This is a genomic window from Desulfobacter sp. (assembly GCA_028768525.1).
GTDB lineage: Bacteria > Desulfobacterota > Desulfobacteria > Desulfobacterales > Desulfobacteraceae > Desulfobacter.
Map to the genome: position 1 here is coordinate 779,083 of CP054837.1, position 20,048 is coordinate 799,130.

Consider the following 20,048-nt stretch of genomic DNA (forward strand, 5'->3'; position numbering starts at 1 on the left):
TTCAGGAACCGGCGGTTGAGGCGGCCCAGGAGACAGATGCCCTGCGGCCGCCGGCAACCGCCCGGTTCTCATACTCAAGGTCAAGCTTCCTGCAGATCTGGGCCACCAGGGAAAGGCCCAGCCCGAATCCGTAGTCGCTGCTCTGGCCGTTTTCCTGTCCGGTTCCGTGGTTATTGAAAATGACAACCGCCCTCTCTCTTACCTGGATATTGATATTTCCCCGGTCTGTGTACTGAAAGGCGTTGCGGATGAGGTTGCCCAATGCCATGCGGCAGGCTGCCCGGGGCAGGACGGCCAATGCCCTTTGGCTTTCCAGGGTCAGTTCCACCTCTTTCCCCGCCAGAAACGGCCGGTATTCGTTGACCAGTTCGGCCACCAGTTCCCCCATGTCAAGGTCTTCGGGATCCGGCATATTTTCTTCCTTCCGGGAAAGCCAGAGCAGGGTTTCGGTGAGGGTGTGCATATTGTCCAGGGCACGTCCCATGCGCTGGTACACCGTTTTTTCCATTGGGGATGGCTTAGGATTGAGTTTATCCAGAAGATCCATATTGGTCCGGAGCACGGCAATGGGGGTGCGCAATTCATGGCTGGCGTGGCGCAGGAACCTGTGTTCCCGGATCAATGCCTGGTGAAGATCCCTGACGGCGGTTTCGATCAGGCCCCCGAGCTCATCGATTTCCCTGAATTTAAACCTGGGCCTGGGCTGCTCCAGATCCTCCGGGTTGAGGTTCACGGCCCAGTCAGACAGCAGCAGGACCGAACCGGCCACCTTTTTAAACAAAAGGCGGATCAGCAGAAAAATCAAAACAATGAACCCGATGCCCAGCCCGAGCACCAGCACCTCCGTCCATTCCGAATACCGGAAGGCATCGGGAATGTCATCGGCTTCCTCATACACCTTTACCAGGTAGAGCCGTTTCCCGTCCAAAAGATCATGGCTGAGCACAATGAAAAGAATAAATACATCGGTTCCTTTATCCCCGGGTTCAAGCTGAATGATCTGAACCTCGTCATGGCCCATGGCTTTGGGATCGCAGTTTTCTGTCAGCCAGACCGGCAAATCCGTTTCCCCCATATACCCCCTGACCCGGGTTTCCCTGGGCAGCGGCGAGGTGCGGTCCTTGGCATAGGCGGCTGAAAACGCCCTGGCCGTCAGTCTCATGTCATAGGCAGCGGTCTCAATGATGCCGGCCAGTTGAGAGTAATAGACCAGGACGGTATAGGCGGTGATCACCACGATGAGCACCACCCACATAAAAATGCTGATATACCGTTTGAGTTTAGGAAGGGGTTTCATCTTCCCTCCGCAGCACATAGCCCTTGGACAGGGTATGAAATACAGGGGGTTCCGCTCCCTGGTTCAAGGCCTTCCTCAATTTATGGAGATGGACCTTGAGACTGTTGGTTTCAGGCGGTTCATCCCCCCATACGGCCTGGGCCAGTTTCTGCCGGGTCACCACGGCCGGGTGGGCACGGACCAGGGTTTCCAGCAGAATCCACCCCGTGGGGGTCAGCTTTAGCTCCCGCTCCCCCCGCCGGGCCGCGGAGCTGTCCAGATCCAGGGTCAGGTCCAGGGCCCTCAGCAGCCTTGCCTGGCCGCTTTTTCGCCGGGCCAGGGCCTTGATACGGACAATGAGTTCGGCCATATCAAAGGGCTTGACCAGGTAATCGTCGGTGCCGCAGTTGAATCCGGCCAGTTTGTCATCCAGGGTATCCCTGGCCGTGAGCATGAGCACCGGGGTATCCCTGCCCTCTTTCCTCAGGGCCTCGCACACCCCAAGGCCGTCAAGCCTGGGCAGCATGATGTCCAGAAGCAGCACATCATACTGGTTTTCCCGGGCCAGGTTCAGCCCGGCCTCGCCGGATGCCGCGTGGTCGCATACCATGCCCTCCAGTTCAAGGTATTGGACAATGGTGGCGGCAAGATCGAAATTATCTTCCACAAGAAGCAAAAAAAGGGACATGGCAGACCTTTATCTATCATTGTATTAGGGATGGCGCCGATACAAGCCATCGGCGCCATGGTACAGCAAACCCGGGGGAAAATCCACGAAGGGGTTTAAAAAAGGGTTAGAACCGCAGCCCAATGCCCGCACCGGCGCTCCAGGCAGACTGGTCATAGAACCCGATATTGGAATCGGCCTTGTCATATCCGGCAAAAAGGCTGATAAAATAATTCTCAAAGCCCAGTGGGTTATATAAGGTCCAGGCCGTGTCAATGCCGTACCGGGTGTCCTCCCGCTCTTTTCCGAACCGGGGGTGAATCCCGTCATAATCCCGTTTCCCAAGATACAACCCCGTCTCAAACTCCCAGCCATTGCCATGGAAGGTGTAGCCCAGGCTGGCCTGTCCCCCCTTAAAGGCATAGGCATCTCCATCAATATTCCCGATCTCGCCCAGAAGGCCGGCGGTCATTTCATGGGCGCCAATGCTGAACAGCCCCCAATCCAGTCCCAGGTGGTGAATACTCCCGTCCCGTTTCAGCCGGCTGTTGGTACTGCCGGAAATATCATTCTCCACATCCGCATCTTCATATCCGTAGCGCAGGGAAAATTCTGTTTCAAGAATCTCCTCCCAGGCCAGGACCACACCGAGGGTTTTCATCTCCGTTTTAGACCGCGCACTGCCGGTGACAAAGGGATCGGACCAGACATCTTTCTCGGAATAGTATCCGGCCATGGAAAAGGTTCCCAAATCCCCGGCATACTGGGAGATCACAAGGCCGTAGTCCCCTTCCATGTTCATGCCCGGCCCCCCTGCCGTATCCAGGGTCACCATGGTGCCGGTGGAAAAAAGATAATTCAGATCCCCGCCGACCAGAAATCCCCCGCCGGAACTCGTTGCCGGGGACTGGGAAAGGGAGGCCAGGGTTTTATTATCGTCTTCGGAGGCATCTTCCAGGGATAATTCCCCCCTGGAATAGGCCCCGCCCATGAAAATGCTTCCCGAAAATCCGTATTCGGCCTCATCCACAGGCCCCTCCCCGGCCAGGGCGCCGGAAACCATCCACATCACTGCCAGGGCAGCGGTCAAAATAATTTTACTCATTCCTTTGGATTTCATCTGTTCTCCTTGTTTTAGTGTTAGCGGTTTACCTGCCCCCCATTTATCCCCTGGCGGGTTAAGGAGAGGTTAAGCCCCCACAAAAAAAATATTTTTCTTTCCTTAACCCGGGATTAACCCTGGGCTTTCTATGATTTCACCGTCACCAAAAAAAAGAGGAGACCTTTTTAATGACCCTTCGACTGATTATGTGGACATCCTGCTGCCTTGCCCTCCTGGGCCAGGGCTGTGCGGCCCTGGGCCCCAAGGCCGCCCCTCCGGTGCAGAAGCTGCCGGAAAAACTGGCGTCAGCGCCCCTGACATCCGACCTTAGGATCACCGCCACCTTGCTGGAACTGGTCCGGGACAGCCGGGCCAGGGCCCTGGTGGCCGAAGCCCTTGAAAACAACCATGATATCGCGGCAACGGCCCTGCGTCTGAAATCATCGGGCCTGCTGCTATCCCAAACGGATGCGGCCCGGCGGCCCAAACTGGATGGGGGCTACCAGGGGACAAGGCATAACCAGTCCCCGACCCGGGCCCCCCAGGGCAGCCACAGGCTCTTTCTTGCCATCTCATGGGAACTGGATTTGTGGGGAAAACTGGCCGACCGGCACAGGGCCGGGGAAATGAACCTTGAGGCGGAAAAGAAAAATTATCACCTGGCCATGGATGCCCTGGCCGCCCGGGTGCTTCAAACCTGGTTCCGGGCCAGGGCCGGTAAAATGCGCCTGGATATCCATGACCGGCGGGTCCGGATTTACCGGGACATTGAGAATACGGTGTTGGCCCGGTATAGGGCGGGCCTGGGCAGCCTCCAGGATATTTCCACGGCCCGGGCCCAAACCCATAGGGCCCGGGCCGGCCGGGTCCAGGCCCAGGAAGAGTATGCCGCCACCGTCAGGGACCTTGAGCTGCTGCTGGGGCGCTATCCGGGCAATGGGCTTGGGATCGCCTCCACCCTTCCCCGGGTGGGCCTGGCAGCGCCCCGGGCCCCGGCATCCATCCTGGTCCACCGCCCCGATGTCCAGGCCGCCCTTCAAAAGGCCCGGGCCGCCCTGAACCATGCCAAAGCCGGATACAAGGAACTGCTGCCTTCCATCACCCTAACGGGCAACCTATTCAGGGACAATGCCGTACTGGCCCGCCTTGGGGCATCGGGAACCGGCTGGAACCTGGCCGGGGACCTCCTATTTCCCCTGTTCAACGCCGGGCGGATCCGGAACCAGGCAAGGGCCGCCGATGAAACGGCACAGGCCGCCTACCGGGAATTTGCCGGAGTGATGCTCCGGGCCATGAAAGAGGCGGAAAACACATTTGCCAGGGAATCCCGCCTGAAAGAAAGGCTTGGGTTCCTGGAAAAGGCCATGGCCAATGCCAAAAGGAGCAGTGCTTATTACGAGTCCCGCTTTAAAGAGGGGCTGGCCACCATCATGGAACTGCACACGGCAAGGGAGCAGGAACTGGATGCCCTCCAGGCCATCCTCGATGTCAAGGCCGACCGGATAATCAACCGGGTGGACATGGCTTTGGCCGTGGGAACCGGTATATTTGAAAGGAAGAAAAATGAAGACTGAAAAAATAAAAAAATGGATACTCTTTTGCCTGGCCGCCCCGGCCTGCGCCCTTGGGGCGGTCAGCCTCTATGCCATGAAACCCGACCGGCAGGTCCAGATAAAAGGCGAGATCCCCCTGAAACAGGTCTCCTATGTGAAGGCCGCCCCCGGCGACTATCCCGCCCGGATCAAAACCTTCGGAGAGGTGGCCCCCAAATGGACCACCACCCTCAGGGCCCAGGTGGGGGGACGGATCATCCGGATCAATAAAGACCTTGAGCCGGGGCACCGCCTTGCTTCAGGGGATCTTCTTCTGGAAATAGACGGCACCGATTACAGGGCCGCCCTGGCCCAGGCGAAACTGGAACTTGAAAACGCCAGTGTCCATCTTATCCAGGCCGAGCGAAAGGCAGCCCAGGCAAGGGCCGACTGGCAAGGGGCCGGCATCACCCAGGCCCCCTCCTCTCCCCTGGTCTTCCACGGCCCCCAGCTCAAGGCGGCCCGGGCCAGGGTGACCTCTGCCCGGGAAAGCGTGGCAAAGGCCCAGAAGGACCTGGACCGGACCCGGATCACCGCCCCCTACGGCGGGCTGGTGGTCCAGCGGTTTGCCGATAAAGGAGAAACCCTTTTTCCAGGGGACCAGGTGGCCACCCTGGTCAGCGCGGGGGAGGTGGAGATCCGTGTGAGCCTGGACCAGGCCCAGATCAACGGCCTGGGCAGGTGGCAGAATGCCCGGTCCACCCTCATGGATCCCGCCACCGGCCGGGCGTGGCAGGGGAAACTGGTCCGGGACGGGGGGCGGGTGGATCCCAACACCCGACTCTGCAATTTTTTTATCCGTGCCGAAGACCCGGATAAAACACTGCGGCCGGGGATGTTCGTCACCGCCGTGATCAGCGGCAGTTCCCCTGCACGGCTGCTGGCCCTGCCGGAATCGGCCTTAACCCGGGAAGGGGATATCTGGATCATCGACAAGGAAGACCGGCTCAGGCGGCGGCCTGCCCGGCCGGCCTTTTACGAAGCCGGCCGGGTCTTTGTGGAAAGTCAATTCATTAAAACAGGTCCGTCCAGGATGCGGGTGGCGGCCCTGCCGGCCCCAAGCTTCATCGCCGGCACCAAAGTGTCCCCGCAGCTTTTAAAGAAAGGCAGTTAAAATGAAAACATTATCCCGGTGGTTTACCCGAAATCCTGTGGCGGCCAATCTTCTGGCCCTGCTGGTGATCCTCGGCGGTCTGTTCACCCTCTGGGGCATCCGCATCGAAGGGTTCCCCAAAATCCCGCCCACCACCCTATCCATTGATGTGGCCTATCCCGATGCCGGTGCCGGCCAGGTGGACGACGGCATTTCCAGAAAAATTGAAAAATCGCTGGAAGGCCTGGCCGGCATAAAAAAAATCACTTCAATTGCCCATGAAGGGGCCTGCCGGATACTGGTCCAGAAGGAGACCGGCTACGATATGATCCGCCTGCTCAACGACGTGAAGTCCCGGGTGGACGGTATCGGCAACCTGCCGGCCCGGGCCGAGCGCCCCATTGTCTCGGTGGATGAATTCCAGGATTTTGCCCTCCTGGTCCAGATATACGGAGATGTGGACGAAAAAACACTGCAGCAGGCGGCCCGGCTGGTGGAACTGGAACTCAAGGCCCGCCCCGAGATCTCCCGGATCACCGCCTTCGGCAAAAAGGAGAGGGAGCTCCGCCTGGAGCTGGACAGTGAAAAACTCAAAGCCTTCAGCCTATCGGTCAGCGATGTGGCCGAGGCGGTATCAAGGAACCGGTCCCAGATCGGTTTCGGCCGGCTCAAAAACGACGGCCAAAAAATCATTATCCGCTCCGATGCCAGGCTGGAATACCATGACCAGCTCATGGCCCTTCCACTGATCACCGCCCCGGACGGCGCCCTGGTATTCATCCGGGATGTGGCCAAAATTGTCGACGGATATGCAGATGTGGATTCCTCGGCCTTTTTCCAGGGCAGGCCCTCGGTGGGGCTGGTCATCAACACCAGCGCCAGGGGCGACCTGATCCAGGTGAGCCGTGCGGCCCGGCAGGCGGTGGAGGCCCTGTCCGGGCAGTTGCCCGAGGCGGTCAAAACCGATATATGGGCGGATATCTCCGTGTACATGAAAAACAGGCTTCACCTGCTCCAGACCAATGCCTGGCAGGGACTGCTCATCGTTTTTGTCATCCTTGCCCTGTTTTTAAACACCAGACTGGCCTTCTGGGTGGCCATGGGCATCCCCTTTTCCATTGCCGGGGCCCTGGCCCTCATGGGCAGGTCTTTTCTGGATTATTCCCTCAACGACATCACCACCTTTGGCATGATCATCGTACTGGGCATCCTGGTGGACGACGCCGTGGTGGTGGGGGAATCGGTGTTTGAATCCCGGCAGCATACCCGGGACCCCATCAAGGGAACGGTGGAGGGGGTTCACCGTGTGGCCCTGGCCACCATATTCGGCTGCCTTACCACCATTGCCGCCTTTTTTCCCCTCATGCTCACCAAAAACGATTTGGGAAGGATACTGGCCTCCTTCGCCGTGGTGGTCTGTGTGGCCCTGCTCTTCTCCCTCATTGAAAGCAAGCTGGTCCTGCCCGCCCACCTGGCATCGGTGTCCATGGGGGAAAAACCGGGCTCAAATCCCTTTTCCCGGGCCTGTAACCGGATCCGGTCGACAGCGGCCCGGGGCCTTGATTTTTTCAACCGGCGCATCTACGCCCCGGTGCTCAGGGCAAGCCTTTCCCACCGGTATACGGTGTTGGTGGTCTTTATCTTCCTGGCCCTGGCCGGGGGATGGCTGATCCGCATGGGCCATATCAGGACCGTCTTTTTTCCCGATATTCCCGGGGACGTCATCACCGTAAGCGGCACAATGGAAAGGGGGATGCCCGCAGAGCTGGCCCTTAAAAACGCCCGAATCATTGAAGGGGCGGCCCGGGATCTCAATGGGGAACTCAGCCAGGTGCATATCCGGGAACCCGGGGCCCGGTCTGCCGCTCTCCCCCCCATCCGGAACATCATGACCGCGGTGGACGGTAATTACGCCTTTGACATCTATGCAGAGCTCCAGCCCCAGGACAAACGGAAAGTTGAAACCATGGATCTGCTCAGGATGTGGCGGCAACGGACCCGGGGCCTGGAAGGGCTGCAGAGTCTGAAGTTCAGCGGCAACGCCGAAACCGGGGGCGGATTTATCCTCAAGGTATCCTCCCGGGACACCGCCAACCTGGCAGACGGCGTAAATGCCGTTAAAGCAGGTCTTGAAAAGATTTCAGGGGTCTCCGATATCCGGGACGATCTTGCTTCGGGGGAGACCGAAATCCGCCTCCGCCTCAAGGATGAGGCCCGGCACCTGGGACTGACGCCGGAAGATCTCTCCGCCCAGATCGGTGCGGCCTTCGGCGGATTTCAAATCGACAGGTTCCAGAAAGGAGAGGACGAGGTGAAGCTAAAGGTCATCATGGGCAGGGGCCAGCGCCGGTATATCAGTCATCTTCTGGACGCCCGGATCCGCCTTGGAGACGGCAGCCTGGTCCCCCTTCCCATGGTGGCGGATTTCAAATTCAGGAAGGCCGCAAGCTATATCCAGAGGGAAAACGGCCGCCGGACTGCCCTGGTCATGGCCGCCCTGGACAAGTCTCAGGTCTCTGCAGGAGAGGTGTTTGATTCCCTTGAATCGGAGGTGATTCCCGGTATTGAGGCCTCCCTGCCCGGCCTTACGGTCTCCCGGGGCGGGGAACTGGAGGAGGAAGGGGAAATGAAAGGCGGGCTGGTCAAGGCCCTGGTCATGATCCTCATCCTCATCTATGCCCTGCTGGCCGTTCCCCTGAAATCATACTGGAAACCCTTCGTGATCATGTCCGTAATCCCCTTTGGATTTACCGGGGCTGCGGCCGGCCATTTCATCTCAGGCGTCCCCTTAAGCCTGCTTTCCTTTTTCGGGATGCTGGCCCTGGCCGGCATTGTGGTCAACGACAGCCTGGTCATGCTCACCCGGTTCAACGAACTCCTGGACCAGGGCAATTCGGTAAAAAAAGCCCTGCACACTGCCGGCACCAGCCGGTTCAGGGCCATATTCCTGACCACGGCCACCACGGTATGCGGGCTTATGCCCCTGCTGTCCGAGACATCTGAACAGGCCCAGTATCTGATTCCGGCGGCGGTATCCCTGGCCTACGGGGAATTGTTCGCCACCCTCATCACCCTGATCCTCATTCCCATCCTCATGGCCATCGCCTACGACATCCGGGGGCTGCTGGCCCCCTCCCGCCTCATCCGGCCCGCCTGACGCCCTTCCCATGCCGGCTGCAGCCCTGCTGCGGCCGGCCTTCCCCAGGGCGTATCAAATCCTATTCCTTACAGGTATTTTCCGTTTTTTTATACCCGTCAAAGAGAAGGGAGAGATCTTCCACGGTAAGGGCGCGGACCTGGTGGGGCAGCCAGTGGTACTTGTCGATCAGATACCTGTATACGGCATCCATCCCCCTCAGGTCCTCGTAATCCTGGTCCTTTGCAATGGTATCCCCAAGAATGGAAAAAACCGATTTCATTTCCCCTTCGGCCACAAATTGCTTTTCCACCCGTTCCTGGTACTTGCTGGTACTCTCGTTGGCCATGGTGCCCTCCGTTTTTATTTATGGTAAACGAAATCAAGGATTGCCCGAAATATGCCCTGATTGTATCGGCTTGACTGGGCAGAATCAATATTAAAAACAAAGAACCCCATTGACTTCATTTCCGGTTCGGGGTATGACCACCTTTGTTCTCAGGGCGGGGTGAAATTCCCCACCGGCGGTAACCTGACAGATGGTTGGGAAGCCCGCGAGCGCCCTGCCGGAAAATCCGGCAGGGGTCAGCAGATCTGGTGAAACTCCAGAGCCGACGGTGATAGTCCGGATGGAAGAGAATATGCCAGAAAAGGCAGCTGCGGATTCATGCCGGGTGTTTTGCACCTGACGGCAGATGTTCCGCGTTGCCATGCCTGCCTTTTGATTCCCCATGCCCTGATTCATGTGTTAATTTTAATATTTAAGGAGCGGTATCATGAATCAGAATCTGTTAACCCCTTTTGGAACCCCCATCCAACGCGTGGAAAAAGGACTTGCGGCCCTTGCCGCAGGTGCCGGCGTTTTGGTTGCCGACGACGAAGACCGGGAAAATGAAGTGGACCTTATCTTTCCGGCCCATTCCCTGACCTGCGGCCAGATGGCCATGCTCATCCGGGAATGCTCGGGCATCGTCTGCCTCTGCCTTCCCCACGACAAGGTAAGGGCCCTGGGGCTCCCCCCCATGGCAGTCGAAAATTCCAGCCAGTACCAGACGGCCTTTACCGTCAGCATTGAAGCGGCAGCCGGTGTCACCACCGGCGTTTCGGCCCGGGACCGCCTGACCACGGTGAAGGCCGCCATTGCCCCGGATGCCGTGCCCGCCGACCTGAACCGGCCGGGCCATGTTTTTCCTCTGCGGGCCCGCCCCGGCGGTGTGCTTGAACGGACCGGCCATACCGAGGCCACCGTGGATCTCATGACCCTGGCAGGTCTGCCCCCCTACGGGGTACTCTGCGAACTGACCAACCCAGACGGCACCATGGCCCGGCTGCCCCGGGCCGTTGAATTCGGCGAGATCAACGAACTGCCCGTTCTCACGGTGCAGGATATTATCGCTTACAGGAAAAATGAAGGCGCACTAAAAGCCTCCTAACCCCTTTTCCCCCTTGTATCCCGCCCTTTGGAAAAGGGGTACAGGGGGGAGAATTTTTCTGCGATTTTTTATCTCCATTTGAGAATTATAGCCCCTTATTCCAGAAAATGTTTTGACTTTCTTCTAGAAAACATGGTAATTAAAACGTGAAAATTGAGAATTACCAGAGAGAAAAATCCAAACAATTCAACGTGATTGACCAGAATCGTCCAGACTGCGGGATTGCTGAAGAATATTATATTCATATTCTAAACTCTGTTCATCCGCGATGTCCCTACTGCTCTCCAAATAAACGGCCGTCTGGTTAAATCCCAAAGGAACCGGAGGAAATGGTTATGAACGATTTTTTAAGAAATTTAAGAAGCTCCCATAAAAAAGAAACGCCTCCCCAGCGAAAAAGCATGGACTCCCACTTTTACCCCCAGACGGAACGACGGATGATCAGGGACAGGCGGGCAACCCCCCAGCAGCCGCCCCAGCACGCCCCCGTGTCGGATGAATTATCCAGAAAACTTGGGGAAATGCTTCCCATCATCCTGGACAACACCACCACCATGGCGGAACAGGTTGAAAAAATGGCCACCATCAACGAGATGATGATGGAGTCCAGAATCCGCCAGTACAACGCTGTGGCTGATTTTTTCGAGGGCCTGACGGAAATGCTCCAAAATACCGAGCCCGCGGAATTTACATCCCCACCCAGGGCGACGACTTCCTACGCCTCAGGCACCCATTACACCAAGGATGATATTCTTTCTATTATCCAGAACATGAGGGATCAGGGCGCCACATTTGCCATTATTGCAGACTACCTAAAGGAAAAGGGCATCCCCACCTTCTCCGGCAGGGGAGAGTGGCATGCCCAGACCATACACCGGCTGTGCAAGTAAGCCTATTTCGCTTTCAACCCTTTAATAATAACATCGAAAGCGGTTCTCAGGGTGGGTTTGACAAAATCCTTTTCATCGTTGATCAGACGCTTGGAATCCACCCAGAGTACCACACCGGAGTAGGTGGCCCATAGGACATCGGCCAGGGCCACGGGGTGGTCGTCTATAAAAATCCCCTTGTCAATGCCTTCCTTGACCACGGCGATGATGGCCTGGTGGGCCTTGCGGGAATATTTTTTCAGTTCCGCCATCACCTCTTCAGAAAGGTTGTGAAGGGTCTCACCGGACTGGAGGTGAAACAGGTTGATCAGAATGCTTGAATCCATTTCATAGACATCAATAAACACATCCCGGAATTTAGCCACCTTTTCTTCAACGTCGATCTCTTCATCCACCACCTTGGATATCTCAGTCCCCAGATGGGCCAGGATGTCTATGGAGAGAGAGGTGTGGAGTTCTTCTTTATTTTTGAAATAAAGGTAAAGAGTCCCGGGGCTCAGTTCCGCCCTGGACGCGATTTCCTCCATGGTTGCGCTGTTGAATCCTTTTCTGGAAAATACCTCACGGGCAGCGGAAAGGATTTCCTGGCGCCGCCTTTCCTTTTCCCGTTGCTTACGTTCATATATACCCATCGTTTCCCTTTTTTATTTTTTGAACACCATTCATTAACTGTATAGCAGTATGCTAATACAAAAATCCAGAAAAAATCTCAAGTAAAAGATGAGCGAAAAGAGATTTATATTCCGAATTATCCATTCCCCGGGAGATTGCCTTCTCGTTTTTTGGTTCACATCCCCTATTTTTTTTACTATGATACGGGTAAAAAAACATACGGGAGATACAGTATATGACTAAAGTAAGCTATTGGGCGGATTCATATGTGGAGAAACTCTGCAATGCCCAGGAAGCCCTGCAGCATATCCGGCCGGGCCAGCGGGTGTTCATTGGATCTTCCTGCGGCGAGCCCCAGCATCTGGTCAACGAATTGTCCGCCATTTCAAACCGGTTCACCGACCTTGAAATCGTCAGGCTGCTGAGTATCGAAAGCGGCCCCTTAACCCTGATTGCCAACCGGTCCCATTCCCAGCAGTTCAATATCCGTTCCTTTTACCTGGGATCCGGCTCCCCCAGCATCATCAAAAAAAACCAGCGGTTCATCACCCCGGCCAACCTCTCCCAGATCCCTGACCTGTTCAAGTCCGGGCTCATGCCCCTGAATGCGGCCCTGATCCAGGCATCACCGCCGGACGATTTCGGTTGGATGAGCCTGGGGGTTTCCGTGGACATCAACCTGGCGGCCTGCGAAACGGCAGACATTGTGATCTGCCAGATCAACCCCAACATGCCAAGGGTCCTGGGCAGAAGCTTCATCCATGTCAATGACGTGGACTATATCGTGGAGCACGAAGAAGACCTGCTCACCATCAAGCCCCTGCCGGAAATGGAGACCGCCAATACCATTGCCAGGCATATTTCCCGGCTTATTGAGGACGACTCCACCATCCAGACCAGCCTGGGGGTGACCAACGAGGCCGTCATGGTATGCCTGTCGGGGAAAAATGATATCGGCATCCATTCCCAGTACCTCTCCGACGCCATCATGCGGCTCTTTTCCATCGGCGTGGTCACCAACAAAAAAAAGGGGTTCAACGACGGAAAGCTGGTTGCCGGTTCTGCCGTGGGCTCCAACCTGCTCTATGAATTCATCGACGACAACCCCTCCATTGAATTCCATCCCTCGGACTATATCAACAACCCAGGAATCATCGGCCGCCACAACAAGATGGTCACCCTGAACACGGCCATGGCCATCGACCTCACCGGACAGGTGGCTGCCGACGCCCTGCCCTTTAACAATTACACCGGCATCAACGGGCTTCTGGACTTTACCCGGGGGGCGGCCATGTCTCCGGGGGGCAAATCCATCCTCATGCTCACCTCCACCTCGGACCACGGCCGCCAGAGCCGTATCGTCCCCAGGCTGGATGACATTGCCGTGGTGGTCCCCAGGGGGGATGTCCAGTTTGTGGCCACGGAATACGGGGTGGTCAACCTCTTTGGCAAGACGCTGCAGGAACGGGCCATGGCCCTGGTCTCCATCGCCCACCCGGATTTCAGGGACGAGCTTTTCGCCCAGGCCAAGGAATTGGACCTCATTGACCAGGAAAGGAAATTTAAACAGGCCATCAAGGGGGTTTACCCCCTGAAATACGAAGAGCATATTGAGATCAACGGGCTGCCCGTCACCTTCAGGCCCGCCAAACCCGTGGACGAGCGGAGCATCCAGGAGCATTACTACACCATGAACCGGGGAGATATTGTTTCCCGCTTTTTCCACGAGAAAAAAAGTTTTGTCCACGACCAGATCGACACCACCTATGAAATCGACTATGTCAACGACCTGACCATTGTGGCCACCATCGGCGAACTGGGATTTGAAAAGATCATTGCCGTGGGGGAATATTTCAGGAACACCATCATCAATATGGCAGAGGTGGCCTTTTCCGTATCAAAGGAATACCAGGGCATGGGCATTGCCCAGATTCTCCAGGAAAAACTTGCCCGCGCCGCCATCGACAACGGCATCAAGGGGCTGATTGCCTATACCTCCCCCCAGAACAAGGGGATGATCCGGCTGTTCAACAAGCTGCCCTATGCGGTGAAATCCGAAAAGGACGAGGACATGCTCATCCTCAACTGCCTCTTTTCGGAGCCGTTGGATAAAGACAAGGCCCTGGGGGACTCCATCATGTCCATGGGATGATGTCCCAAGCCTAAAGGCAAAAAAAAGGGCGCAGCAGATAGGAGGTCATCTGCTGCGCCTTTTTTAATTGAGGTGTTCCTACTTTCTCACCAGCAGGGCCACGGACTCAATGTGGTAGGTGTGGGGGAACATATCCACCGGCGTGACTTCCAGCACGGCGTACCGGGAGGCCAGCATCTCCAGGTCCCGGGCCAGGGTGGCCGGGTTGCAGGAGACATAGACGATCTTGTCCGGGGAGTGTGCCAGGACATGGCCCACCACATCCTTGTGCATGCCCACCCGGGGGGGGTCGATGATGATCACGTCGGGCTTTTCCGGGACTTCCTTGAACACATCCTTGATGTCCCCTTCAAAGAATTCGCAGTTGTCGATATTGTTCAGCCGGACGTTTTCCCGGGCATCCACCACAGCGGAATGGACAATTTCAATGCCGTAGATCTTTTTGGCATGGCCCGAGAGCCAGATGGGGATGGTGCCGGTGCCCGAATAGAGGTCCAGAACGGTCTCATTGCCCGTCAGGCAGGCATACTCCCGAACCTTGGTATACAGCTTTTCACAGGCCCGGGTATTGGTCTGGAAAAAGGAATTGGCCGAAATCTTGAACTTGAACGTCTCCAGCTTTTCAATGATATGGTCCTCGCCGTGGATGAGAAGTTCCTCCTGCCCCATGGAGACCCCGGATTTTGAATCGGTGATATTGTTCATGATGGAGGCGATGTTGGGGTATTTTTCAGCCAGAATCCGCCCCAGTTCCGATACCACGGCCTCATTCTTGGTTTTGGTGACGATATTCACCATCCACTGGTCCCGGGCCACGGAATGGCGGAGCATGAGGAACCGCCAGAATCCCTCGTGGCTTCTCAGGTGGTAGGCGGGCAGGCCGGAATCCTTGATAAAGGCCCTGACATCCTCAAGGATGGCATTGCCCAGGCCCGGCATGATTTCGCATTGTTTAATGTCGATGACCTGGTCAAAGGTACCCGGAACATGGAGGCCGATGCCGAACCCTTTTTTGACGGTTTCGTCCTCCAGCTCATGGGGCATGAGCCAGCGCTGGGCCGCGCAGGAGAATTCCATCTTGTTCCGGTATTCAAAAATATCATCGGACGGGACCACATCGGTGACCCGGACATCCTTGAGCCCGCCGATGTGTGCCAGGGATTCGGTGACATGGCGCCGTTTGTACTCCAGCTGCTTTTCATAGGGCAGCTGCTGCCATTTGCACCCCCCGCAGAAATTACAATAGGCGCATTTTCCTTCACTGCGCAGGGGAGACGGCTTTAGCACTTTGATCAGCTTGCCCTCGCCCCAGGATTTCTTTTTCTTGGTGATCTTTACAAAGGCCAGGTCGCCGGGCACGCAGCGGTCAACAAATACGGGAAACCCCTCCGGCTTGGCCAGGCCCTTGCCCCCGAACGCCAGATCAATGATTTCCAGTTCATAGGTTTTTCTTTTTTTTACAGCCATATTATATTATATTCCACCTGATTTTAGTCGTACTGAATATCAAAATTCTTAATCAAAAAAGCGGGTTATTATACAGGAGGTTGAGGGGAAAGACAAGATGAAAACAGTGGAGACTCAATTCAGCGCAGACGGATTTACCCTTAAAGGCACCCTTCATCTTCCCGAAACCGCCGGCAAACCGCCGTTGGTGGTGGGCTCCCACGGCCTTGAGGGAAGCCGGTGTTCAGCCAAGCAGATGGTGCTGTCCAGGCTGCTGCCGGCAAAGGGCATGGCCTTTTTCCGCTTTGACCACCGGGGCTGCGGGGAGAGTGAAGGAAATTTTGCAGAGGACACCTCCCTGGACAAGCGGAGCCGGGATTTTACGGCGGCGGTGGCCCATGTCATGGAGATGGGTCTCACCTCGGGACAACTGGCCCTGTTCGGCTCCTCCATGGGCGGCGCCACCTGCATCAATGCCTGGCAGGCCCTTGAGCAAATGAAAATTCATCCCATGGGCGGGGTGCTCTGCGCCGCCCCTGTCATCAGCAGGACCATAAAGAATATTCCATTGGACGCCACTGACAACCGCCCTGCCCTGCCCCTGAAATTCTTTGCGGAAAACCTGCTTTTCAATATTCTGGACCGGGCCGCCGCCCTCCACCATGTCATGGTCTTCCACGGGGATGCCGACAACATCGTACCGGTATCCAATGCCCATGACCTCTATGACGCCATCCAGGCCCCCAAGGAAAAGATCATCCACCCGGGGGGCGCCCACCAGATGACCGATCCGTCCCACCAGGCGGACTTTGAAGTCCGGGCCATGGCCTGGTACAAGGGTATCTTCGGCCTCTAACCCGCCGCTTTAACAACTTCCCTTCTGAGCATCTCCAACGCCGTGGCCGCAAACATCTCTTTGTTCCGCTCCCGGCTTCCCATGTCCAGGACAAACCGCCGGGCGGATACGCCCGAAGGCCCGGCCACCCCGATGCAGACCGTTCCCACGGGCTTTTCACCGGTACCGCCGGTGGGGCCGGCAATGCCCGTGGTGGATACGGCCCAGTCGGAGTTTCCGGCCCGCCTTGCCCCGGCAGCCATCTCCCGGGCCGTGGGCTCACTCACCGCCCCGTGGTCTATGAGGGTCTGTTCCGCCACCCCCAGCACATCGGTCTTGGCGGAATTGGCATAGGTGGTGGCGGAAAAAAGGAAATAGTCCGACGCCCCGGCCACATCGGTGATCATATTGGCAATGAGGCCGCCGGTGCAGGATTCCGCGATACTCAGGGTCTGGCCGGCATTGGAAAGGAGCCGGCCGGTTTCCTGGGCCAGGGTCAACCCCTGGCGGGAGATCACCCTGCGGTCCAGCCGCCCCAGCGCCCAGTCTTTGGCCCCTCCCATCTCAAGTTCCTGGGAATGGGCAACGATCTTCACTTCGATCAGGGGAAACCTGGCCCTGAATCCCAGATCCAGCCCGGGAAACCGTTCTTCAAATCCCTGGAGTCTCTCCCCCACGGCAGATTCGCCCAGTCCGAAGACCATGAGCCGTTCCACCCGGATTTCACCCGTTCCTCCGGTCATTGCAAGGAGCGCCGGCCGCACCTTCCCCTGGAACATCTGCCGCATTTCATCGGGCACCCCGGGCATGAAAAAAAAGCGGCAGCCCCCTATATCCATTTCAAATCCCGGCGCAGTGCCGTGGCTGTTCTCAAGGACCCTTGCCCCTGCGGGCAGCATGGCCTGCTTTTCATTGGCCCGGGTCAGTTCATAATTCCGTTTTTCAAAAAAAGCCTTCATGGAATCCAGCGCCTGGCCATTGCGTTCAAGCTCGATGCCGGCGGTCCGGGCGGCAGCCTGGGCCGTGAGGTCGTCCCGGGTGGGCCCCAGGCCGCCGGTGACAATACAGGCCTCAGCCCGGCCGGCAATGGTCTTCAGGGTCTGGCTGATGGCTCGGATATCGTCCCCCACCGCCGTGATCCGTGACACGGTAATCCCCGCCTCCTTGAGCCGCCGGCACAAATAGCTGCTGTTGGTATCAACGATGTCCCCCAGCAGGACCTCATCCCCTGTGGAAAGAATTTCTGCAATCATGAGTCAGCCCCCGGATGGTTAAAAAACATGGCATGGTTGGATGAAAAAAAGGCGGGGTTTTTCCTGAACCGGGACCCCACCCCCAATTCTTTTTTAAACTCCTTGTCGATGAATGCCTTGACATGACGGCGGTCCCAGCCCTTGGGATGGTTGAAGTTCAGGTACAAGGATAAATCCCCGTGGTAAAATTCCTGGGTATCAAGCCCCTGGGCATCCTCGCTGAACTTGGGCAGGTTGAACACGGCCAGATTCAGGTAATCAATATTGTCTTTATGCTGCTTGACATAGTCCAGGGTGTGCCGGGCCGCACCCTCGTCCTCAAAACTGGTGCCCAAAAGAATATAGACAAAGGTGAGGATGCCGGCTTCCTTGAGGTTGGCAAGGGTTCTGGAAACCAGTTCAAGGTCGGTGCCCTTGTTCATCTGTTCCAGCACATCCTGGTCCCCGGATTCCAGTCCCAGCTTGAGCATTTCACAGCCGGAGCGCTTGAGATTCCGGCAGAATTCAGGGTCGGCAAAATCCTTTTCAAACCGGACGAACCCGTACCATTTGAAGGGAAAGGTCCGCCTGGACATGGCCCGGAGCAGGGCCGGGGTCACGGCATTATCAATGAAATGGACCACTTCCGGGGAATGGGCCCGGGCCATGGCATCCAGGTCCGCCATGGTCTGGCAGGAGCGCTGAGCCGAGTAGGGCCGGGTTTCGGCCTTTTCAGGACAGAACCGGCACTTGCTCCAATAGCAGCCGATGGAGGCCCTGAAGGGCAGAATCTTGCCCGGGGCCAAATAATCGTGGTTCTCTGCAAATCCATAGTCCGGCACATAATGCTTTTTTGTGATGCCGGGCCTGCCCAGCAGTTCAAGCAGGGGAGATTCCCCCTCCCCCCGGATGATCTTGTCAAAAAGGCCGGAAAAGGGATTGTCAAACCCGGGCCGGCTCATCCAGGAAGAGATCAGTCCGCCGCCCATGACCAGCTTTTTATCCGGGAAATTTTCCCTAATCCATCCGGCCAGGGCAAAGCTCACCAGGGCCTGGTTGAGGTAACACATGGAGATGCCGACCCAGGGATGGTCCCAATCCTCAATCTGGGGCCGGATCTTTTCTTCAAAAAAAGGGTAAAAGGGATTTTCACGGTGGTCGGCGGCGGATCTCAACAGGTCGTTGGAATCCACCGAGGACAACCGGTTGTCGCTGTAATCACTGAGGGTGATCCGAAACCGGGTCTGGTCGTAGGACATGGTGAGCAGCCGGTTGAGGTCGTATACCCGCTGGTGGTACCGGTCAACGTTGGTATACAGCCCCGGGTCCTTGAGATCCCGGATGATAGAGTTACGGTGCTTCAGGGCCCGCCGGGTCCAGGAATCCTGGGCCTGTTCCTCTGTGACGGAGTTGATCAGATAGAGCAGCCCGTCGGCATTGGCATCGTACACCCGGCAGTCCAGCCCCTGGGACTTGAGGGCTGCGGATAAAAGCGCCACCCCCGCAGGGGGTTCACAGGGCTTGGCCACCGGGGGAAAAATCAAAAGCATGGGTATATCACATCCTGAACATTCTGGTTAAAATCCGTTTCTTTTATCATATTCCCGCCGCCCTGTCCCAGGAAAGATTTTCACCGCCCCCTGTGCCTGCACACGAACAAGGGTGCGAATACATCATCTTGTATTTGCACCCTTTATCCTGCCCCCAATGCCCTGCGGTACAAAAAAACGCGGCAGACAGAAAATCAGCGGAGGTCTATTTCGCTCTTGGGACCGGTCACCAGCATATTGTTACCCAGGGTGGACTGGATATGTTCCATTTTGCTGCCGAAAAGCAGGTCCTTGAGCATGCCGTGCCCATAGGCCCCTAACACCAGCAAGGCATCATGGGGAATCTCGTAAAGCATGTCATCAAACTGGTCTTTTTCCCAGAAATGCCATTTCCGGACACCGGGCGAAGCCATTTCCCAGAAGGGTTCTTTTTCCACAACCCCTTTGTAGTAGGCCTGATCCCGCCCCTCCATTAATGTATAGATATCCAAAGGAAGACCGGAAGCCAGGGAGAGCTTCAGCCCAAGCCTCAGGGCATTGACAGCATTATTCGAGCCGCCGAACAGGACCGCAATGCTTGTCCAGGGCTTGAAAACGGGGCTGGTAAGAAATACTGGGAAGGTGGCATGCTTTATAATGCGCCTGACCTTGGGGCCGATATGGCCCAGACCGATTCTTGAGGATTTATCGCTGACCGACCTCGGGCAGCTTAGAAAATCAAAATGTGTTGGTATATCGGGCAGGGTGGATGCCGTATAGTTTTTCGGTGTCAGGAAGATCTCCCTCATGCCGTTTTCGGACAAAAGGCGGCGGGCGCGCTCCTCTGTGGTTTTAGGATTGTCCAGATAACTTGAATCCAGATCCACCTGAATCACGTCATTGGAAAAATAAAACAGGAATTTGTCGCTCTTGGGAATATACACCACAGGGGCAGCCTTTACCGTTTTGCAGAAATAAAGGGTTTGAAGAAAGGTCTCCCTTCCAAAAGGGGTGTTTCTAAAAATATGCAGCATCTTATAATCCATTGCATTT

General features: G+C 56.6%; 16 protein-coding genes and 1 riboswitch. Of the genes, 7 read left to right on the top strand and 9 right to left on the bottom strand.

The window, feature by feature from the left end:
• Position 1 precedes the first annotated feature (1 nt).
• The 3 genes from HUN04_03480 to HUN04_03490 form a co-directional block, all read right to left on the bottom strand.
• Positions 2-1,297 carry a HAMP domain-containing histidine kinase gene (locus HUN04_03480; GenBank protein ID WDP88844.1) on the bottom strand — a complete coding sequence of 432 codons (1,296 nt, stop codon included), beginning with the start codon at positions 1,295-1,297 and terminating at the stop codon, positions 2-4.
• Positions 1,281-1,964, bottom strand: a complete 684-nt coding sequence (locus HUN04_03485) for a response regulator transcription factor (GenBank protein WDP88845.1) — start codon at positions 1,962-1,964, stop codon at positions 1,281-1,283. The genes HUN04_03480 and HUN04_03485 overlap by 17 nt, the downstream gene beginning before the upstream one ends.
• A gap of 106 nt (positions 1,965-2,070) precedes the next feature.
• Complete coding sequence (locus HUN04_03490) at positions 2,071-3,063, bottom strand: DUF2860 family protein (protein ID WDP88846.1); 993 nt, start codon at positions 3,061-3,063, stop codon at positions 2,071-2,073.
• 170 nt (positions 3,064-3,233) lie between these two features.
• Here HUN04_03490 and HUN04_03495 point away from each other — a divergent pair, with 170 nt between their 5' ends.
• The 3 genes from HUN04_03495 to HUN04_03505 are packed head-to-tail and all read left to right on the top strand — an operon-like array spanning position 3,234 to position 8,887.
• The gene (locus HUN04_03495) at positions 3,234-4,619 is read left to right on the top strand and encodes a TolC family protein (GenBank protein WDP88847.1); all 1,386 of its coding nucleotides are present in this window, start codon (positions 3,234-3,236) and stop codon (positions 4,617-4,619) included.
• Positions 4,609-5,751, top strand: coding sequence for an efflux RND transporter periplasmic adaptor subunit (locus HUN04_03500; GenBank protein WDP88848.1), 1,143 nt, complete (start codon positions 4,609-4,611; stop codon positions 5,749-5,751). The genes HUN04_03495 and HUN04_03500 overlap by 11 nt, the downstream gene beginning before the upstream one ends.
• 1 nt (position 5,752) lies before the next feature.
• Complete coding sequence (locus tag HUN04_03505) at positions 5,753-8,887, top strand: efflux RND transporter permease subunit (GenBank protein ID WDP88849.1); 3,135 nt, start codon at positions 5,753-5,755, stop codon at positions 8,885-8,887.
• Positions 8,888-8,948: 61 nt separating this feature from the next.
• On the opposite strand, the gene HUN04_03510 is transcribed toward HUN04_03505, so the two are convergent.
• Positions 8,949-9,215 carry a hypothetical protein gene (locus tag HUN04_03510; GenBank protein ID WDP88850.1) on the bottom strand — a complete coding sequence of 89 codons (267 nt, stop codon included), beginning with the start codon at positions 9,213-9,215 and terminating at the stop codon, positions 8,949-8,951.
• 141 nt (positions 9,216-9,356) lie between these two features.
• Positions 9,357-9,511: riboswitch (FMN riboswitch) on the top strand.
• A 131-nt stretch (positions 9,512-9,642) separates the two neighbouring features.
• Between HUN04_03510 and ribB the strand changes: the two genes are divergently transcribed.
• The gene (ribB, locus tag HUN04_03515) at positions 9,643-10,299 is read left to right on the top strand and encodes a 3,4-dihydroxy-2-butanone-4-phosphate synthase (GenBank protein WDP88851.1); all 657 of its coding nucleotides are present in this window, start codon (positions 9,643-9,645) and stop codon (positions 10,297-10,299) included.
• 335 nt (positions 10,300-10,634) lie between these two features.
• Positions 10,635-11,189, top strand: a complete 555-nt coding sequence (locus HUN04_03520) for a hypothetical protein (protein WDP88852.1) — start codon at positions 10,635-10,637, stop codon at positions 11,187-11,189.
• Between the two features lie 2 nt (positions 11,190-11,191).
• Here HUN04_03520 and HUN04_03525 read toward each other — a convergent pair whose 3' ends face one another.
• On the bottom strand, positions 11,192-11,821 hold the full coding sequence (locus tag HUN04_03525) for a TetR/AcrR family transcriptional regulator (protein ID WDP88853.1): 630 nt from the start codon (positions 11,819-11,821) through the stop codon (positions 11,192-11,194).
• A 215-nt stretch (positions 11,822-12,036) separates the two neighbouring features.
• Here HUN04_03525 and HUN04_03530 point away from each other — a divergent pair, with 215 nt between their 5' ends.
• A complete protein-coding gene (locus tag HUN04_03530; protein WDP88854.1) occupies positions 12,037-13,953 on the top strand; it encodes a GNAT family N-acetyltransferase in 1,917 nt (638 codons plus the stop codon).
• Between the two features lie 78 nt (positions 13,954-14,031).
• Here the strand turns inward: HUN04_03530 and rlmD are convergent, their stop codons facing one another.
• Positions 14,032-15,420, bottom strand: a complete 1,389-nt coding sequence (rlmD, locus tag HUN04_03535) for a 23S rRNA (uracil(1939)-C(5))-methyltransferase RlmD (GenBank protein ID WDP88855.1) — start codon at positions 15,418-15,420, stop codon at positions 14,032-14,034.
• Between the two features lie 97 nt (positions 15,421-15,517).
• On the opposite strand from rlmD, the gene HUN04_03540 reads away from it, so the two are divergent.
• Entirely contained in the window at positions 15,518-16,255 is a 738-nt protein-coding gene (locus HUN04_03540; protein ID WDP88856.1) for an alpha/beta hydrolase, read from the top strand.
• Here the strand turns inward: HUN04_03540 and HUN04_03545 are convergent.
• The 3 genes from HUN04_03545 to HUN04_03555 all read right to left on the bottom strand — a co-directional run bounded on the left by HUN04_03545 (position 16,252) and on the right by HUN04_03555 (position 20,041).
• Positions 16,252-17,487, bottom strand: a complete 1,236-nt coding sequence (locus tag HUN04_03545; GenBank protein WDP88857.1) for a CinA family nicotinamide mononucleotide deamidase-related protein — start codon at positions 17,485-17,487, stop codon at positions 16,252-16,254. The genes HUN04_03540 and HUN04_03545 overlap by 4 nt on opposite strands.
• The gene (locus HUN04_03550) at positions 17,484-19,016 is read right to left on the bottom strand and encodes a radical SAM protein (protein ID WDP88858.1); all 1,533 of its coding nucleotides are present in this window, start codon (positions 19,014-19,016) and stop codon (positions 17,484-17,486) included. The genes HUN04_03545 and HUN04_03550 overlap by 4 nt, the downstream gene beginning before the upstream one ends.
• A gap of 194 nt (positions 19,017-19,210) precedes the next feature.
• A complete protein-coding gene (locus HUN04_03555; GenBank protein WDP88859.1) occupies positions 19,211-20,041 on the bottom strand; it encodes a universal stress protein in 831 nt (276 codons plus the stop codon).
• Positions 20,042-20,048 lie beyond the last annotated feature (7 nt).

What these genes read in the sequence shown, in the direction of transcription:
- ribB (WDP88851.1), top strand. Translation starts at nt 9,643, where the DNA reads ATGAATCAGAATCTGTTAACCCCTTTTGGAACCCCCATCCAACGCGTG.
- HUN04_03555 (WDP88859.1), bottom strand. Translation starts at nt 20,041, where the DNA reads ATGGATTATAAGATGCTGCATATTTTTAGAAACACCCCTTTTGGAAGG.
- HUN04_03490 (WDP88846.1), bottom strand. Translation starts at nt 3,063, where the DNA reads ATGAAATCCAAAGGAATGAGTAAAATTATTTTGACCGCTGCCCTGGCA.
- HUN04_03520 (WDP88852.1), top strand. Translation starts at nt 10,635, where the DNA reads ATGAACGATTTTTTAAGAAATTTAAGAAGCTCCCATAAAAAAGAAACG.
- HUN04_03540 (WDP88856.1), top strand. Translation starts at nt 15,518, where the DNA reads ATGAAAACAGTGGAGACTCAATTCAGCGCAGACGGATTTACCCTTAAA.
- HUN04_03530 (WDP88854.1), top strand. Translation starts at nt 12,037, where the DNA reads ATGACTAAAGTAAGCTATTGGGCGGATTCATATGTGGAGAAACTCTGC.
- HUN04_03495 (WDP88847.1), top strand. Translation starts at nt 3,234, where the DNA reads ATGACCCTTCGACTGATTATGTGGACATCCTGCTGCCTTGCCCTCCTG.
- HUN04_03545 (WDP88857.1), bottom strand. Translation starts at nt 17,487, where the DNA reads ATGATTGCAGAAATTCTTTCCACAGGGGATGAGGTCCTGCTGGGGGAC.
- rlmD (WDP88855.1), bottom strand. Translation starts at nt 15,420, where the DNA reads ATGGCTGTAAAAAAAAGAAAAACCTATGAACTGGAAATCATTGATCTG.
- HUN04_03500 (WDP88848.1), top strand. Translation starts at nt 4,609, where the DNA reads ATGAAGACTGAAAAAATAAAAAAATGGATACTCTTTTGCCTGGCCGCC.
- HUN04_03510 (WDP88850.1), bottom strand. Translation starts at nt 9,215, where the DNA reads ATGGCCAACGAGAGTACCAGCAAGTACCAGGAACGGGTGGAAAAGCAA.
- HUN04_03505 (WDP88849.1), top strand. Translation starts at nt 5,753, where the DNA reads ATGAAAACATTATCCCGGTGGTTTACCCGAAATCCTGTGGCGGCCAAT.
- HUN04_03480 (WDP88844.1), bottom strand. Translation starts at nt 1,297, where the DNA reads ATGAAACCCCTTCCTAAACTCAAACGGTATATCAGCATTTTTATGTGG.
- HUN04_03550 (WDP88858.1), bottom strand. Translation starts at nt 19,016, where the DNA reads ATGCTTTTGATTTTTCCCCCGGTGGCCAAGCCCTGTGAACCCCCTGCG.
- HUN04_03525 (WDP88853.1), bottom strand. Translation starts at nt 11,821, where the DNA reads ATGGGTATATATGAACGTAAGCAACGGGAAAAGGAAAGGCGGCGCCAG.
- HUN04_03485 (WDP88845.1), bottom strand. Translation starts at nt 1,964, where the DNA reads ATGTCCCTTTTTTTGCTTCTTGTGGAAGATAATTTCGATCTTGCCGCC.